Annotated in this window: 14 protein-coding genes; 13 read left to right on the top strand and 1 reads right to left on the bottom strand. The window is 38.8% G+C overall.

The genetic code is table 11. The features are described from left to right. The first annotated feature begins 64 nt into the window (after positions 1 to 64). The 3 genes from yabG (at position 65) to PQ479_RS21250 (ending at position 2165) form a co-directional block, all read left to right on the top strand. The gene (gene yabG / locus PQ479_RS21260; RefSeq protein ID WP_047990549.1) at positions 65 to 934 is read left to right on the top strand and encodes a sporulation peptidase YabG; all 870 of its coding nucleotides are present in this window, start codon (positions 65 to 67) and stop codon (positions 932 to 934) included. A gap of 671 nt (positions 935 to 1605) precedes the next feature. Then, positions 1606 to 1866 carry a biofilm formation stimulator Veg gene (gene veg, locus PQ479_RS21255; RefSeq protein WP_047990550.1) on the top strand — a complete coding sequence of 87 codons (261 nt, stop codon included), beginning with the start codon at positions 1606 to 1608 and terminating at the stop codon, positions 1864 to 1866. A gap of 110 nt (positions 1867 to 1976) precedes the next feature. After that, the gene (locus PQ479_RS21250) at positions 1977 to 2165 is read left to right on the top strand and encodes a small, acid-soluble spore protein, alpha/beta type (RefSeq protein ID WP_047990551.1); all 189 of its coding nucleotides are present in this window, start codon (positions 1977 to 1979) and stop codon (positions 2163 to 2165) included. Between the two features lie 83 nt (positions 2166 to 2248). Here PQ479_RS21250 and PQ479_RS21245 read toward each other — a convergent pair whose 3' ends face one another. Further along, positions 2249 to 2914 carry a hypothetical protein gene (locus tag PQ479_RS21245; protein WP_273717200.1) on the bottom strand — a complete coding sequence of 222 codons (666 nt, stop codon included), beginning with the start codon at positions 2912 to 2914 and terminating at the stop codon, positions 2249 to 2251. A 457-nt stretch (positions 2915 to 3371) separates the two neighbouring features. Here PQ479_RS21245 and ispE point away from each other — a divergent pair, with 457 nt between their 5' ends. The 10 genes from ispE (at position 3372) to mfd (ending at position 14278) form a co-directional block, all read left to right on the top strand. Further along, positions 3372 to 4223, top strand: a complete 852-nt coding sequence (gene ispE, locus PQ479_RS21240; protein WP_047990553.1) for a 4-(cytidine 5'-diphospho)-2-C-methyl-D-erythritol kinase — start codon at positions 3372 to 3374, stop codon at positions 4221 to 4223. A gap of 67 nt (positions 4224 to 4290) precedes the next feature. Then, on the top strand, positions 4291 to 5145 hold the full coding sequence (gene purR / locus PQ479_RS21235; protein WP_047990554.1) for a pur operon repressor: 855 nt from the start codon (positions 4291 to 4293) through the stop codon (positions 5143 to 5145). Further along, positions 5142 to 5519, top strand: a complete 378-nt coding sequence (locus PQ479_RS21230; protein WP_047990555.1) for a RidA family protein — start codon at positions 5142 to 5144, stop codon at positions 5517 to 5519. The genes purR and PQ479_RS21230 overlap by 4 nt, the downstream gene beginning before the upstream one ends. A 219-nt stretch (positions 5520 to 5738) precedes the next feature. Beyond that, positions 5739 to 6032 carry a septation regulator SpoVG gene (gene spoVG, locus PQ479_RS21225; RefSeq protein ID WP_047990556.1) on the top strand — a complete coding sequence of 98 codons (294 nt, stop codon included), beginning with the start codon at positions 5739 to 5741 and terminating at the stop codon, positions 6030 to 6032. A gap of 255 nt (positions 6033 to 6287) precedes the next feature. Further along, positions 6288 to 7646 carry a bifunctional UDP-N-acetylglucosamine diphosphorylase/glucosamine-1-phosphate N-acetyltransferase GlmU gene (gene glmU / locus PQ479_RS21220; protein WP_047990557.1) on the top strand — a complete coding sequence of 453 codons (1359 nt, stop codon included), beginning with the start codon at positions 6288 to 6290 and terminating at the stop codon, positions 7644 to 7646. A gap of 33 nt (positions 7647 to 7679) precedes the next feature. After that, positions 7680 to 8630, top strand: coding sequence for a ribose-phosphate diphosphokinase (locus tag PQ479_RS21215; RefSeq protein ID WP_047990558.1), 951 nt, complete (start codon positions 7680 to 7682; stop codon positions 8628 to 8630). 109 nt (positions 8631 to 8739) lie between these two features. Beyond that, positions 8740 to 9372, top strand: a complete 633-nt coding sequence (locus tag PQ479_RS21210; RefSeq protein WP_047990559.1) for a 50S ribosomal protein L25/general stress protein Ctc — start codon at positions 8740 to 8742, stop codon at positions 9370 to 9372. A 126-nt stretch (positions 9373 to 9498) separates the two neighbouring features. Next, entirely contained in the window at positions 9499 to 10059 is a 561-nt protein-coding gene (gene pth / locus PQ479_RS21205; protein ID WP_047990560.1) for an aminoacyl-tRNA hydrolase, read from the top strand. Positions 10060 to 10195: 136 nt separating this feature from the next. Further along, on the top strand, positions 10196 to 10426 hold the full coding sequence (locus PQ479_RS21200) for an anti-sigma-F factor Fin (RefSeq protein WP_047990561.1): 231 nt from the start codon (positions 10196 to 10198) through the stop codon (positions 10424 to 10426). A 318-nt stretch (positions 10427 to 10744) separates the two neighbouring features. Further along, a complete protein-coding gene (mfd, locus tag PQ479_RS21195; protein ID WP_047990562.1) occupies positions 10745 to 14278 on the top strand; it encodes a transcription-repair coupling factor in 3534 nt (1177 codons plus the stop codon). Positions 14279 to 14596 lie beyond the last annotated feature (318 nt).

Below are 14596 nucleotides of genomic sequence, written 5' to 3'. Positions count from 1 at the left end.
CTCGTCAATCTCTTTCACAGAAGTGGCCTAAGCATCATAGGTTAAGAGTGAGGGAGGCTAACGTATGAAAATAAAAAATGGCGACATTGTAGCTCGTCACTCTTATAAATACGACATGATTTTTCGAGTCGTTCATATACAAGGTCAACAAGCAGAGTTAGCTGGTGAAGACATGCGTTTATTGGCCGATGCACCGATATCGGATTTGAAGCTTGTCACGGATGAAGAGAGAGAGAGAAGACGTGAGGAAAGTAAACAAGTAGAAGAGAAGTCATATCGTTTGTTCCGACAAGATGCGAAGTTAATGAAGCAGAGAAGTGAGTACGAAGGAACCGATCATTTTAAAACAGAGCCTTCCTATTTTGAAATGCGTGGTCGTGTATTGCATATTGATGGTGATAGCTATTACTTACGAAAATGTACCGAGCTTTATCATAAAATTGGGATTCCTGTATACGGTGTACACCTTCAGGAAAAAGAGATGCCGGAGCAATTAGCTTCTTTGTTAGAGATGGTTCAGCCAGATATTCTTGTTATTACCGGGCATGATGCTTATGTGAAAACAAAAGGGGAAGAAGATGAGATTCGTGCTTATCGTCATACTAAATATTTTGCAGAATGTGTAAGGATTGCACGTAAATTTTGTCCGCATCGGGATCAGCTTGTTATTTTTGCAGGAGCGTGCCAATCTCATTTCGAAACATTGATACGAGCAGGGGCTAATTTTGCCAGTTCACCTGAGCGAATTAATATTCATGCTTTAGATCCTGTGTATATTGTAGCAAAAGTCAGCATGACATCCTTCATGGAACGTGTAGGTTTATGGGATGTGATCCGAAATACGATAACGGGAGATAAAGGATTAGGTGGAATTGAAACGAAAGGAGTTATGCGTGTTGGTCTTCCTTTTGTTGATAACGGGAAAGAGGAGTAATGACTAGATATCCAACAACAAGCAACAAATAGATGTTAAAGGATTCGTTAATGAAGCAAACTAGATGGCTCGACATAACGGTATTATGACTAGAACGGAAATGAAACGCATGGAAGGGTTAAAAGCTTTGATATGGCTAGAGGAAGTCTCGTAAGGAGCAAGGAGGGTAGAATAAGGCAAAGTAGTGAACCACCTTGCTCTAACAATTATCGTGCAAATAGCAAACCGGGGCTAATGATATCAAATGAGGTACGGTGGACATGCTCTCTTTAATGATGATGAGGGTTTTATGTTTTAGATGGGTATAAATGCATCGATAAGGCTGTAGTGAATCATGAATTATGGCCACTTTCTAATAGATGGTCGGCTTTCTTTTTTTACGCTCATTAGGTTAAGATGACGATCGTATTCAGTTCAAATGGGCAAGATGAAATGGTAAACGATGTCCACACTCACTAAACATAGAAAACCCAACAAATGGAAGCGATTTCATACATATTTTTGAAAAAAATAGCCAAAATATTGAAAGGAACAAAAAAACAGGTATTTTTATTCGATATTTGGAGAAAAGTTGTTGACAAGATTCTTGTTCAATTGATATAATTTAAAATTTATTTGACTTTTTTTGTAGGATGGTGTAAAATATATATTGAGTGAGGTGGGGTGTACAAATGGGTAAAACATTAATAGATATCAAAAGGGCTTTAGATGCTAATGTAGGAAAAAGAATTACTATAAAAGCAAATGGTGGACGTCGTAAAACGATGGAAAGGTCTGGTCTTCTTGAGGAAACATATCCATCTGTGTTTATCGTGAAATTAGATGAACAGAACGCGTTTGAGCGTGTATCCTACAGCTATGCAGATGTATTAACTGAATCTGTAGAGCTGATGTTTTGTGAAGAAGGCGGAAATGGGGCTATTAAAGCATAAGTGCATCACACAAACTTCCTGAAGGAATTGTTTCCAGGGAGTTTATTTTTTTGTTTTTGAATCATACTAACGTTGTCGTCGATTCTTTTATTATTAAGGAGTTGGTATCCTTGAGTCGAAGAAGAGGAATTATGTCTGATGCTTTTAAGGAAGAGTTAGCGAAAGAGCTTGGGTTCTACGATACCGTTCAAAAAGAAGGTTGGGGCGGTATTCGGGCAAAGGATGCAGGGAATATGGTCAAGCGAGCCATTGAAATAGCAGAAGGCCAATTAGCTAGCCAACAGCAACAAAAAAAATAAGATCGACGACAAAGTTCCAAAAAAAGGCCGCCCGAATAGAGGGTGGTCTTTTTTAGGTTAAATGTTGAAGGGGAAGTGGGAAACTAGCAACATAAGCTGTGTGACAGGGCTCTAGTGTTATAGGGAAAGCGGTGAAGTAGCTTGTTGTAGGGAAAGGCGAGAAGTAGCAACATATCGAGTGAAAAGGGCAGAGTTGTTGTAGGGAAAGGCGAGAAGTAGCAACATATCGAGTGAAAAGGGCAGAGTTGTTGTAGGAAAAGTCGGGAAGTAGCAACATATCGAGTGAAAAGGGTAGAGTTGTTGTAGGAAAAGTCGGGAAGTAGCAACATAAGCCCGAGTAAAAGCAGAATCACGGGGTTACGAGCTGAAAAAAGAGGAGAAAGCCCGAGCAAACGCAGAATCACGGGGGTGAGAGCTGAAAAAAGAGGAGAAAGCCCGAGCAAACGCAGAATCACGGGGTTACGAGCTGGAAAAGGAGGAGAAAGCCTGAGCAAACGCGGAATCGCGGGGTTACGAGCTGAAAAAAGAGGAGAAAGCCCGAGCAAACGCAGAATCACGGGGTTGAGAGCTGAAAAAAGAGGAGAAAGCCCGAGCAAACGCAGAATCACGGGGTTGAGAGCTGAAAAAGGAGGAGAAAGCCCGAGCAAACGAGGAATCGCGGGGCTACGAGCTGAAAAAAGAGGAGGAAGCCCGAGCAACCGCGGAATCACGGGGTTACGAGCTGAAAAAGGAGGACAAAGCCTGAGCAAACGAGGAATCACGGGGTTACGAGCTGGAAAAGGAGGAGAAAGCCCGAGAAAAAAACAATTACAACTAACTAAGAGGTATTCACATCTTCACACTGACTTTCATACAAAAGAAAATATTTCATGTTTATCATCTAGTAAATTTGGAAATAATAAGAGTAATAGATTCAAAGAATAAGAGGAGATGATGACAATGAGTTTGAGTGAATATATTGAAAAAATTAATGATATGTTAGAAGAGGCGAAAGAAGAAACGAATGAAAATTTAGGTGTATAATTTATGAATCTCTTAATAGCAAGCATAATACCGTAATTCTCCCTGTGACTGTCCAACTCAGACCAGGGGGAATTTTTTATGTTTGCCGCTGTTTAATAACGACGTTACTGATTGAAGGTGGTATGTTACGAGAACAAGTGATAAAATAACCTAAGCAAATGGAAACAGTAGAAGGTGACGATATTGAAGTATTCGATTAAAGCCCCGGCGAAAATAAACTTAACACTCGATACAATAAAAAAGCGCCCCGATGGTTATCATGAAGTAGAAATGATTATGACAACAGTCGATTTAGCTGATCGACTAGACCTTATGGATCGAAGCGATGATAAAATAGTTATTGATGTATCAGAAGGTTTTGTTCCAAATGATCACCGCAATCTAGCTTATCAAGCCGCTGATTTATTAAGGAAGCATTGTCAGATTAACAAAGGGGTCTCCATCTATATAACGAAAAGGATCCCGGTCTCTGCAGGTCTTGCTGGTGGTAGTAGTGATGCCGCAGCAACACTGAAAGGGCTAAATGAGCTATGGTCATTAGGTTTAAGCCTAGATGAATTAGCTGAACTAGGAGGTCAGATTGGTTCAGATATTCCATTCTGTATCTATGGAGGAACGGCTTTGGCTACAGGTCGTGGCGAAAAGATAAAACAAATTGCTTCACCACCACCTTGTTGGGTTATATTAGCAAAGCCGCCGATTGGTGTATCAACGGCTGATATTTATAATCGTTTGAAATTGGATGATGTAGAACACCCAGATACTGAAAAAATGATCCGAGCTATTGAAGAACAGGATTTCCAACAAATTTGTGCGGGACTTCATAACACATTAGAAAACGTCACGCTTCAGCTCTATCCTGAGGTGAGGAAGATTAAGGAGCAGATGTTGAAGTTTGGATGTGACGGAGTATTAATGAGTGGTAGTGGTCCAACGGTTTTTGGACTCGTTCAGAAAGAATCTAGATTAAACCGAGTGTATAATGGGTTAAAAGGGTTTTGTAGTGATGTATATGCAGTGCGACTACTTGGCTAAAGAACTTGATAAAATCCGTACATTAATGATATATTTATTTTAAATATTCGGATTTGGTGGAGGTATTATGAAAAAACTGAAAAGAAGTGGCCGTTTAGTCGACATGACTCATTTTTTACTACAGCACCCACATGAAGTTATTTCTCTTACTCACTTTGCAGAGCGCTATCAATCAGCTAAATCATCTATTAGTGAAGATTTAGTTATTGTGAAAGATATCTTTGAAGATGAAGGCTACGGCTCTTTAATGACGATACCTGGTGCAAGCGGAGGAGTGAAGTATATTCCTAAAGTAGGACAAGATGAAGCAAAAGAATTGGTGCAGTCGATTACTGATCAACTTGCTTTGCCTGAACGTATTCTTCCTGGTGGTTATTTGTATATGATGGATGTGTTAGGTAGTCCACGTTTTAATAAAGCTGCTGGCCGCCTTTTTGCAGGTGCACTAGCGAACAAAAAAATTGATGCTGTCTTGACGGTAGCGACAAAGGGAATCCCACTCGCCTATGCAGTGGCTGATTACTTGAATGTACCGGTTAGTATTATTAGAAGAGATCATCGTGTGACAGAAGGTTCGATGGTAAGTATTAACTATGTTTCTGGATCATCTAATCGAATTCAAACGATGACATTAGCACGAAGAAGTATTGAACCAGGAGCACGAGTATTTATCGTTGATGATTTTATGAAAGCTGGTGGTACGATACGCGGCATGATTGATTTGCTAGCTGAATTCGAAGCGGAGCTTGTCGGTATCGGCGTACTTGTTGAATCGGTGGAAGTAGAAGAGAAGCTAGTAGATGAGTATATTTCTTTAACTAGAATAACGGAAATTAATATGCAAGAAAAAATCATTAAAGTGGAAGCTGGTAATGTCTTAGAACAGCTTGCCCCGATTACAAAGGAGGATTTTTCGTCATGAAAGTTGTACACACACAAGAAGCACCAGCTGCTATCGGCCCATATTCACAAGGTATTATCGTGAACAATTTGTTTTATAGCTCAGGACAAATCCCTTTAAAAGCGAATGGAGAATTACTTGAAGGTGATGTACAAGCACAAACGCATCAAGTATTCCACAACCTACAAGCGGTATTAAAAGAAGCTGGATCAGCTCTTGATCAAGTTGTAAAAGCAACAGTTTTTATTAAAGATATGGAGCAATTCCCATTAATTAATGATGTTTATGGTCACTATTTCAATGAGCATAAGCCCGCTCGCTCTTGTGTAGAAGTTGCACGTCTACCAAAAGATGTTTTAGTGGAGATTGAAGTCATTGCTCTAGTAAAATCTTAATAGTTGACGAATGAAAGAGCTCCTTTCTTTGAGAGGAGCTCTTTTTATATGGAATCAATTAACGGGAAATGAGTCGTTATTAACATAATTTAGTACAATCGTTTGAGAAAAAAGATAAAAAAATTAATAAAAAGCCAGAATTTTTCTTATTTTTAAGAAGGAATTCCTAATTTTTTCGCGAAATGTAGTTACAATCAAATGAATAGGTGGTGGCTGAAAATGCAAGTGACAGACGTGAGATTACGACGAGTCAACACAGAAGGCAGAATGAGAGCAATTGCCTCAATCACAATTGATCATGAGTTTGTTGTACACGACATTCGTGTAATTGATGGAAATAATGGTCTATTCGTTGCAATGCCAAGTAAGCGAACTCCTGATGGTGAGTTTCGTGATATTGCACACCCGATTTCTTCACAGACACGTGAGAAAATTCAAACAGCCGTATTAGAAGAATACGAACGTGCGGGTGAATATGATGGAATAGAATATGAAGAAGCCGGTGCTTCCTAAAAAGCTTAGTCTCACTACTATTAAGTGAGGCTATTTTTTATGGCGTAATCACGTTATAATTGAAGAAGAAATTAGTATGCTTTAATAAGATATAAAGTTTGCTAAATTTTAGTAATAATGCTTAATTTCACCCTTTTTTTGACTATTATTTGAATATCTTTTTATTCTCAATAAACAAACCGTATTCAACCTTGAAATAGAATCCGTTTTAGGATATATTCGTAATGGAAAAAAAGGATCGTTTGGGAGGATGCCATGAGTAATCGTTTTGCTATTATTTTAGCAGCAGGACAAGGTACACGAATGAAGTCGAAGTTATATAAAGTTCTTCACCCTGTTTGTGGGAAACCGATGGTACAGCATGTAGTCGACCGAGTTAATCGCGTTGGCTTCGATAAAAAAGTAACAATTGTAGGGCATGGGGCAGATGTCGTTCAAGAAGTGCTTGGTGATCAGGTGTCATATGTTGTTCAAGAAGAACAATTAGGTACTGGGCATGCCGTAATGCAGGCGGAATCCTTATTATCAGATAAAGAAGGAACCACGATTGTCTTGTGTGGCGATACCCCTTTAATCACGGAGGAGACCATAAGTCAGCTTCTACAAGCACATGAGAAGAAGCAAGCACAAATAACTGTTTTAACAGCAGTCACAGAAAATCCGACTGGTTACGGACGAATAATCCGCAATCAACAAGGGCTTGTTGAACGAATTGTTGAACACAAAGACGCAACGGAAGAAGAAAGAAGCGTCAAAGAAATTAATACAGGCACGTATTGTTTTGATAACCAAACTTTATTTAATGCTCTCAAGAAGGTCGGAAATGAAAATGCACAAGGTGAGTATTACTTACCTGATGTCATTGAAATTGTTCAGTCAGAAGGTGGCATGGTAGGTGCTTATCAAGCTTCTTCTATGGATGAAACATTAGGGATTAACGACCGTGTGGCCTTAAGTCAGGCAGAGTCGATTATGAAGGCACGCATCAATGAAGCTTGGATGAGAGCAGGTGTGACGATTATTAATCCGGCACAAACCTATATCTCCTCTGATGCAGAAATTGGTCAAGATACAGTGATTTATCCCGGCACAGTGATCCAAGGTCATACAATCATAGGTGAGGATTGTATCATTGGTCCAAATAGTGAGTTGACTGACTGTAAAGTTGGAAATAAAACAACGATCAAACAATCTGTAGTATCTGATAGTGAAGTGGGTAATGAGGTCAATGTTGGCCCATTTGCACATATCCGCCCACAATCTGTACTAAATGATCAAGTGAAGATTGGCAATTTTGTTGAAGTGAAGAAAACGACAATGGGACAAAATAGTAAGGCTTCTCATTTAAGTTACTTAGGTGATGCGGAAATCGGCAAAGATGTTAACGTCGGTTGTGGGTCCATTACGGTTAATTATGATGGGGAAAATAAATTCTTAACAAAAATTGAAGATCGAGCATTCATCGGTTGTAATTCAAATTTAATTGCACCTGTAACGATTGGTGAAGATACATTTGTAGCTGCCGGTTCTACGATTACAGATGATGTTCCAAGTAAAGCCCTATCGATTGCAAGGGCAAGGCAAGTAAATAAGGAAAATTATCAAAAAAAATAGAGTGTTGAACAAACGTGTGGAGGGAACGACAAAATGTCAAAATATAGCGATCCGAGCTTAAAGGTATTTACTTTGAATTCTAATAAAGGGCTTGCCCATGAAATTACGGAGCATATCGGTGTATCCATGGGTAAAAGCTCTGTTATGCGTTTTAGTGATGGCGAAGTACAAATAAACATTGAGGAAAGTATTCGTGGCTGTGATGTTTACTTAATTCAATCAACGTCTGCTCCTGCCAATGAGCATATTATGGAATTATTAATTATGATTGATGCAATGAAGCGTGCTTCAGCTAAAACGATTAACGTTGTTATGCCGTATTATGGCTATGCTCGTCAAGATCGTAAAGCACGTGCTCGTGAACCAATTACCGCGAAGCTAGTGGCTAACTTACTTGAAACAGCTGGTGCTACTCGTGTCTTAACATTGGATTTACACGCGACACAAATTCAAGGATTCTTTGACATCCCTGTTGATCAGTTAATGGGTGTTCCTATTCTATCTGATTACTTTAAAGAGAAGCAACTTGATGATGTTGTAATCGTATCACCTGACCATGGTGGAGTTGTGCGTGCTCGTAAGATGGCTGATCGCCTAAAAGCACCGATTGCTATTATTGATAAACGTCGTCCAAAACCAAACGTTTCTGAAGTTATGAATATCGTTGGTAATATTGAAGGAAAAACAGCGATTATCATCGATGATATTATTGATACGGCTGGAACGATTACACTTGCTGCTAACGCTCTAATTGAGCACGGTGCTAAAGAAGTATATGCATGCTGTACACATCCAGTTTTATCAGGACCAGCTATTGAGCGTATTAAGAATTCAAAAATTAAAGAATTAGTCGTAACGAACTCGATTGTACTACCTGAAGAGAGACAAATTGATAAGATTAAAATGTTATCTGTTGGACCACTAATGGCTGAGGCCATTATCCGCGTTCATGAGCATGCTTCAGTAAGTACTTTATTTGATTGATCACTGAAATTCCCTAGTAAATTTGAAATAGAGGGTTTGAAGCTCAAGGTTTTAGGGAACACATATCTATAGAGAAAAAGATTGTGAAAACTAACTTGAGGTGATAAAGATGGCTACAGTATTGAAAGCAAATCGTCGCGAAAATTTACAAGGCTCAACAACGAGAAAGTTACGAAAAGACGGCTTTTTACCAGGCGTTTTATATGGTAGTAAAATCGATAGTCAACCCGTATCAGTCGAATCGGTCGAATTTCTAAAAACAGTTCGTGCAGTTGGGAAAAACGGTATTTTTTCTTTAGATGTCAAAGGTGGAAAGACACACCAAGTCATGTTATATGAGTTACAAACAGATCCACTCAAAGATGAATTCGTTCATGCTGACTTTTTCGAAGTCGATATGACATCTGAAATTGAAGCAGAAGTATCGGTTCATTTAGTAGGTGATTCACCTGGTGCTAACGAAGGTGGAGTTGTTGCACATATGATGTATACCGTTGTTGTTAATTGTTTACCTTCAGATATCCCTGAAAGTATAGAAGTCGATATTTCGGAACTTCACATTGGGGACTCTATTCAAATAGCTGATATCAGAAAGCAAGTGTCAGTGGATATTTCGAATGAGGATGAAGAAACGATTGTTACTGTCCAAGCTCCTGCTGCTGAGGTTGAACCAAATGAACCAGTAGAAGTAGACGAAGATGCGGAACCAGAAGTGATTAATGAGAAGTCTGAAGAAGAATAATATAGGATCGAACATGTCCAAAGCATGTTAAAATAAAATAAGTATGAGGCTACGTATAGCCCTATAAAAGGTATAGTCTGTAGACTATACCTTTTATTCTAATGAAAAAAGTTAGGAGCGTTTCAGATGAAATTAATCGTTGGACTAGGAAATCCAGGCGAAAAGTATGCAGGTACTAGGCACAATATTGGCTTTGACATTGTTGATGCATGTGCAAAAGAATTTAGTATTGAATTAAATCAAGCGAAATTTAAAGGTGTTTATGGGACAGGTTTGGTAAATGGGGAAAAAGTATATCTCTTAAAACCGCTTACATATATGAATTTATCTGGAGAATCAGTCCGTCCACTTATGGATTATTTTCAAATTCCATTGGAGGATTTGGTTGTTATATACGACGACCTAGATTTACCGGTAGGGAAAATACGCTTAAGGCAAAAAGGAAGTGCCGGTGGGCATAATGGAATGAAATCATTGATTCAACATTTAGGTACCCAAGAGTTTAATCGGATACGTGTAGGTGTAGACCGCCCTAAGAATGGTGAACCAATTGTTAATTACGTATTAGGTCGATACCATCCGGAGGAACGTGCAGATGTGATAAGTTCTATTGACCAATCGGTAAATGCTATGAAAAGCTGGACCGATCAGCATACATTCCTCGAGGTGATGAACAAGTTTAACTAAGTTTCGAATAGCCTGCTTTGATTTCGTTTATACTAAAATAACAACGTTTTAATCAAATATGAAACAAGTTTGGTATAAACGAAGACGACCCTTTATTTGTCAATAAAAACTCGTTATAATCAAAGGAGGTTCTTTCATGGCCATCGTTTATCAGTGTAGCCATTGCTGCCTAGTGGTCGGGAGAATTGAGCAACAGTCGATTAACAGTAGCGAATTAGGATTCGATCGATTAAACACAGAAGAGCGTGAAGCTGCGATCTCTTATCAAAATAATGGTGATATCCATGTACAAGCGATATGCGATGACTGTTATGATGCGTTAGCACTTAATCCCTCATTTCATGAAATCGATACATTTATTCAATAAAAATAGAAGATAAAGACTGATTTTGAGTGTAAATGTTCCCCATTACACGGGGGCATAAGCTTTGGCTACCATATGCCAAAGCGTTTTTCTGTTCAATCCTTTCTTTATAGTAATTAAAATCTTAGCACATGTACGAAAAGAGCCGCACATGAGGTTTAGACTTTCATACAAAACAAGGTATGAACAAGATAAATTGGCATATATCGTATTCTTATCGAGTACGTTTTAAAGTATTAGAAGGATAAACACTGGTTTGAGCAGTGTTTAAGATAAGTCGCATAGACTTTGATCAATTGTTTGGAGAGCAGGGGGAAAAGCATGTTAGGATTGCAAAATTATATACGTAATAACGAGGAGTTACGCTTAATAGCCGACGGTATTGAATCAAACCTCAAAGAGCAATTGCTCTCTGGTTTATCAGGCTCAGCTCGTACGGTAGTTATGGCTACGCTCTACCGTGAAACTAAAAGAACGCAGCTGGTTGTTACCCATAACTTATATCAAGCACAAAAACTATATGAGGATTTCGTGGAGCTCTTATCAGAAGAAGAGGTCCTGCTTTATCCTGTCAATGAATTAATTTCCGCAGAAATCGCGATTGCTAGCCCAGAGATGAGAGCCCAAAGAATTGATGTATTAAATAAATTAATTAACCAATTTAATGGCGTTGTGATTGTTCCGTTAGCGGGAATGCGGAGATTATTACCACCTGCCTCTTATTGGAGAATGAGTCAATTAACGGTTAGTCGTGGTCAAGATATTGGCGAACTCCAATCTTTATTAGAAAAGCTTGTAGCAATGGGCTTTGAGCGAGTTGATATGGTCAGCTCTCCTGGGGAAGTGAGTGTTCGTGGTGGCATCATTGATATCTATCCTTTAACGGAAAGTGACCCTCTTCGAATCGAATTATTCGATACAGAAATAGATTCTATTCGAACATTTTCCATTGATGATCAACGTTCAAAGGAAGAAATCAAAGAAGTAACGATTGGCCCAGCTGAAGAGATTATTTTATTTAAAGATGATTATGAGCGAGCCAGTCAAACCTTACATGAACTATTACAGAAGAGTCTTAAAAAAGTAAGAAAGACAGAAACGAAGGATAAATTATCAAGACATATCTCGTTTGAGATTAGTCAGTTAAGACAGCTTGGCCAATTTCAAGGTATGTATAAATACATGTCGATTTATTATGATGCCCCACATTCTCTTTTAACGTATATGCCTGAAAATACAGTGGTTTTTATTGATGAGATGAGCCGTGTGAAAGAGATGGCAGAATCACTACATAAAGAGGAGGCACAATGGTTAACGGCACTTGTTGAACAAGGTGAAATCGTACATGATGCTATCTTATCTTTAGATGCAATCGAAGAGTTGCGTAAGGCATCGTATCCGATCAATTATTTATCGTTGTTTATTAAGCATGTTCCGTCAACAAACCCACAGAATATCGTCAACTTTAATTGTAAATCGATGCAGAATTTCCATGGTCAAATGCAACTTTTGCAATCAGAGCTTACGAGATGGCAGGGAACTGAATATGCAATCGTATTTTCGGCAGGAACAAAAGATCGGGCAAACCGACTTGCTTTGAATTTAGAAGAAGAAGGCATTGACGTACGAGTCGTTGAACAAAAAACCGAGTTAACCAATGGTATGGTCCATGTTATGGAAGGGAATCTCCATAGTGGTTTTGAATTGCCGTTACAAAAGCTTATTGTCATTACAGAAGAAGAGGTCTTTACGAAACAAACAAAACGCGCTCCAAGAAAACAAAAAATTTCAAATGCGGAAAGAATTAAAAGCTACTCTGAGCTGAAGGTCGGGGATTTAATTGTCCATACAAACCATGGTATTGGTAAGTATTTAGGTGTTGAAACATTAGAGTTTAATGGTATTCATAAGGATTATTTGCATTTGAGATATGCAGGAAATGACAAGCTTTATGTACCGGTTGAACAAATTGACCAAGTGCAGAAGTATGTTGGTTCCGAGGAAAAAGAGCCGAAGATTTATGCGTTAGGTGGAAGTGATTGGAAGAAAGTTAAGAAAAAAGTACAATCATCTGTTGAGGATATTGCCGATGATTTAATAAAATTATATGCCGAACGGGAAGCTAGCAAAGGTTATGCATTTAATGCTGATGGCCCTGAGCAATCAGAATTTGAGTCTTCCTTCCAATATCAAGAAACAGAAGATCAGTTAAGAGCGATTGAAGAAATAAAAGAAGATATGGAAAAAGAGCGACCGATGGATCGGCTGCTATGTGGTGATGTTGGTTATGGAAAGACAGAAGTGGCTATTCGAGCGGCTTTCAAGGCGATTAATGATGGCAAGCAAGTAGCTATTCTGGTCCCAACTACAATATTAGCTCAACAGCACTACGAAACCATTAAAGAACGATTCTCGGAATATCCAATTAATATTGGAGTTCTAAGTCGATTCCGTTCAAGAAAAGAGCAAACAGCAACGCTGAAAGGATTAAAAGCAGGGTCGATTGATTTAGTGGTTGGTACACATCGACTGTTATCTAAGGATGTTGTTTTCAAAGATTTAGGTTTGCTCATTGTAGATGAAGAGCAACGATTTGGTGTAACACATAAAGAAAAGATTAAAACGATAAAAGCAAATATTGATGTTTTGACGTTAACGGCGACTCCGATTCCACGTACGCTTCATATGTCGATGCTAGGAGTTCGTGATTTATCGATTATTGAAACGCCGCCAGAGAACCGTTTTCCTGTGCAAACTTATGTGGTTGAAAATAATGCTGCTCTTACGCGTGAGGCGATCGAAAGAGAGTTAACAAGAGGCGGACAAGTGTACTTTTTATATAATCGCGTCGAGGATATTGAGCGTATGACAGAGGAAATCTCGAACCTAGTCCCAGATGCTCGTGTTAGCTATGCACACGGTCAAATGAATGAACGTGAGTTAGAAGGGATTATTCTTGATTTCTTAGAAGGTACAAGTGATGTTTTGGTGACGACCACCATTATTGAAACAGGAGTAGACATTCCGAATGTCAATACGCTAATTATTCATGATGCAGATAAAATGGGATTATCTCAACTTTACCAAATTCGTGGCCGAGTAGGTCGATCAAATCGTGTGGCATACGCCTATTTTACGTATCAGCGAGATAAGGTTTTATCAGAGGTAGCAGAAAAGCGCCTTCAAGCAATTAAAGAATTCACGGAGCTAGGATCAGGCTTTAAAATTGCCATGCGTGATTTAACTATTCGTGGGGCAGGAAATTTACTAGGAGCTCAACAGCATGGCTTTATTGAATCTGTCGGTTTTGACCTTTATTCACAAATGCTTAAAGAAGCTATTGAAGAGCGTAAAGGTGATAAACCTAAAGAAAAGCCGTTCCAGGTCGAGCTAGATATTAAAGTCGATGCTTATATCCCTGAAGCATATATTAAAGATGCCAAACAAAAGATTGAAATGTATAAACGTGTTAAAGGGATAGAAGAAACAAAAGAGCTTAGGGATTTACAGGATGAAATGATTGACCGTTTTGGTACGTATCCTAAAAACGTCGATTACCTGCTTCGCTTAACAGAAATTAAGCTCTTATCTAACCTTTATAAAGTAGAACAAATAACAGAGGTTAAAGATACGGTCCAAATTCTTTTATCTGAGGAAGGATCACAAGCAATTGATGGAGCAAATCTTTTCAAAAAGGTAAGTTCCTTAGGAAGAGAAGTTTCACTAGGAGCAAACGGGCAAAAGGTGAAGTTTGGTATTAAAACAAAAAGCATAAGTGATGACAGTCTCTTAGAATACTTAGAGAAAATACTAGCAGCCCTGAAGCAATCACAAAAAGTTCCTGTAACCAAGTAGATGTAAGAAAGCATCCCACCACGACTACTTAGCTGGCTAAGGGACCATTATCTGCTAAGGTCATTGAGCACAAGATGGATGACTAGCTCAATTCAAGTCACAAACTATCGCCAGAAGTACACTTTCATATAAAACCCGTATGGTAGAGCCAAAACCTTGAAGTATCTGCACAAAGAAGGGGTTAATGTGCAGATACGGAGGCCAAACCTTGGAGTATCTGCACAAAGAGACGGTTAATGTACAGATACGGAGGCCAAACCTTGGAGTATCTGCACAAAGAGACGGTTAATGTACAGATACGGAGGCCAAACCTTGGAG

It is taken from the genome of Alkalihalobacillus pseudalcaliphilus, assembly GCF_028610675.1.
In the GTDB taxonomy this organism is placed as follows: Bacteria; Bacillota; Bacilli; order Bacillales; family Bacillaceae_D; genus Alkalihalobacillus; species Alkalihalobacillus pseudalcaliphilus.
Note: the sequence above shows the minus strand (reverse complement) of the source record. Positions and strands in the feature narration are given on the sequence as shown.

Coding starts and splice junctions, on each gene's coding strand:
- yabG (WP_047990549.1), top strand. CDS start 65: ATGAAAATAAAAAATGGCGACATTGTAGCTCGTCACTCTTATAAATAC.
- veg (WP_047990550.1), top strand. CDS start 1,606: ATGGGTAAAACATTAATAGATATCAAAAGGGCTTTAGATGCTAATGTA.
- purR (WP_047990554.1), top strand. CDS start 4,291: ATGAAAAAACTGAAAAGAAGTGGCCGTTTAGTCGACATGACTCATTTT.
- PQ479_RS21230 (WP_047990555.1), top strand. CDS start 5,142: ATGAAAGTTGTACACACACAAGAAGCACCAGCTGCTATCGGCCCATAT.
- spoVG (WP_047990556.1), top strand. CDS start 5,739: ATGCAAGTGACAGACGTGAGATTACGACGAGTCAACACAGAAGGCAGA.
- glmU (WP_047990557.1), top strand. CDS start 6,288: ATGAGTAATCGTTTTGCTATTATTTTAGCAGCAGGACAAGGTACACGA.
- PQ479_RS21215 (WP_047990558.1), top strand. CDS start 7,680: ATGTCAAAATATAGCGATCCGAGCTTAAAGGTATTTACTTTGAATTCT.
- PQ479_RS21210 (WP_047990559.1), top strand. CDS start 8,740: ATGGCTACAGTATTGAAAGCAAATCGTCGCGAAAATTTACAAGGCTCA.
- pth (WP_047990560.1), top strand. CDS start 9,499: ATGAAATTAATCGTTGGACTAGGAAATCCAGGCGAAAAGTATGCAGGT.
- PQ479_RS21200 (WP_047990561.1), top strand. CDS start 10,196: ATGGCCATCGTTTATCAGTGTAGCCATTGCTGCCTAGTGGTCGGGAGA.
- mfd (WP_047990562.1), top strand. CDS start 10,745: ATGTTAGGATTGCAAAATTATATACGTAATAACGAGGAGTTACGCTTA.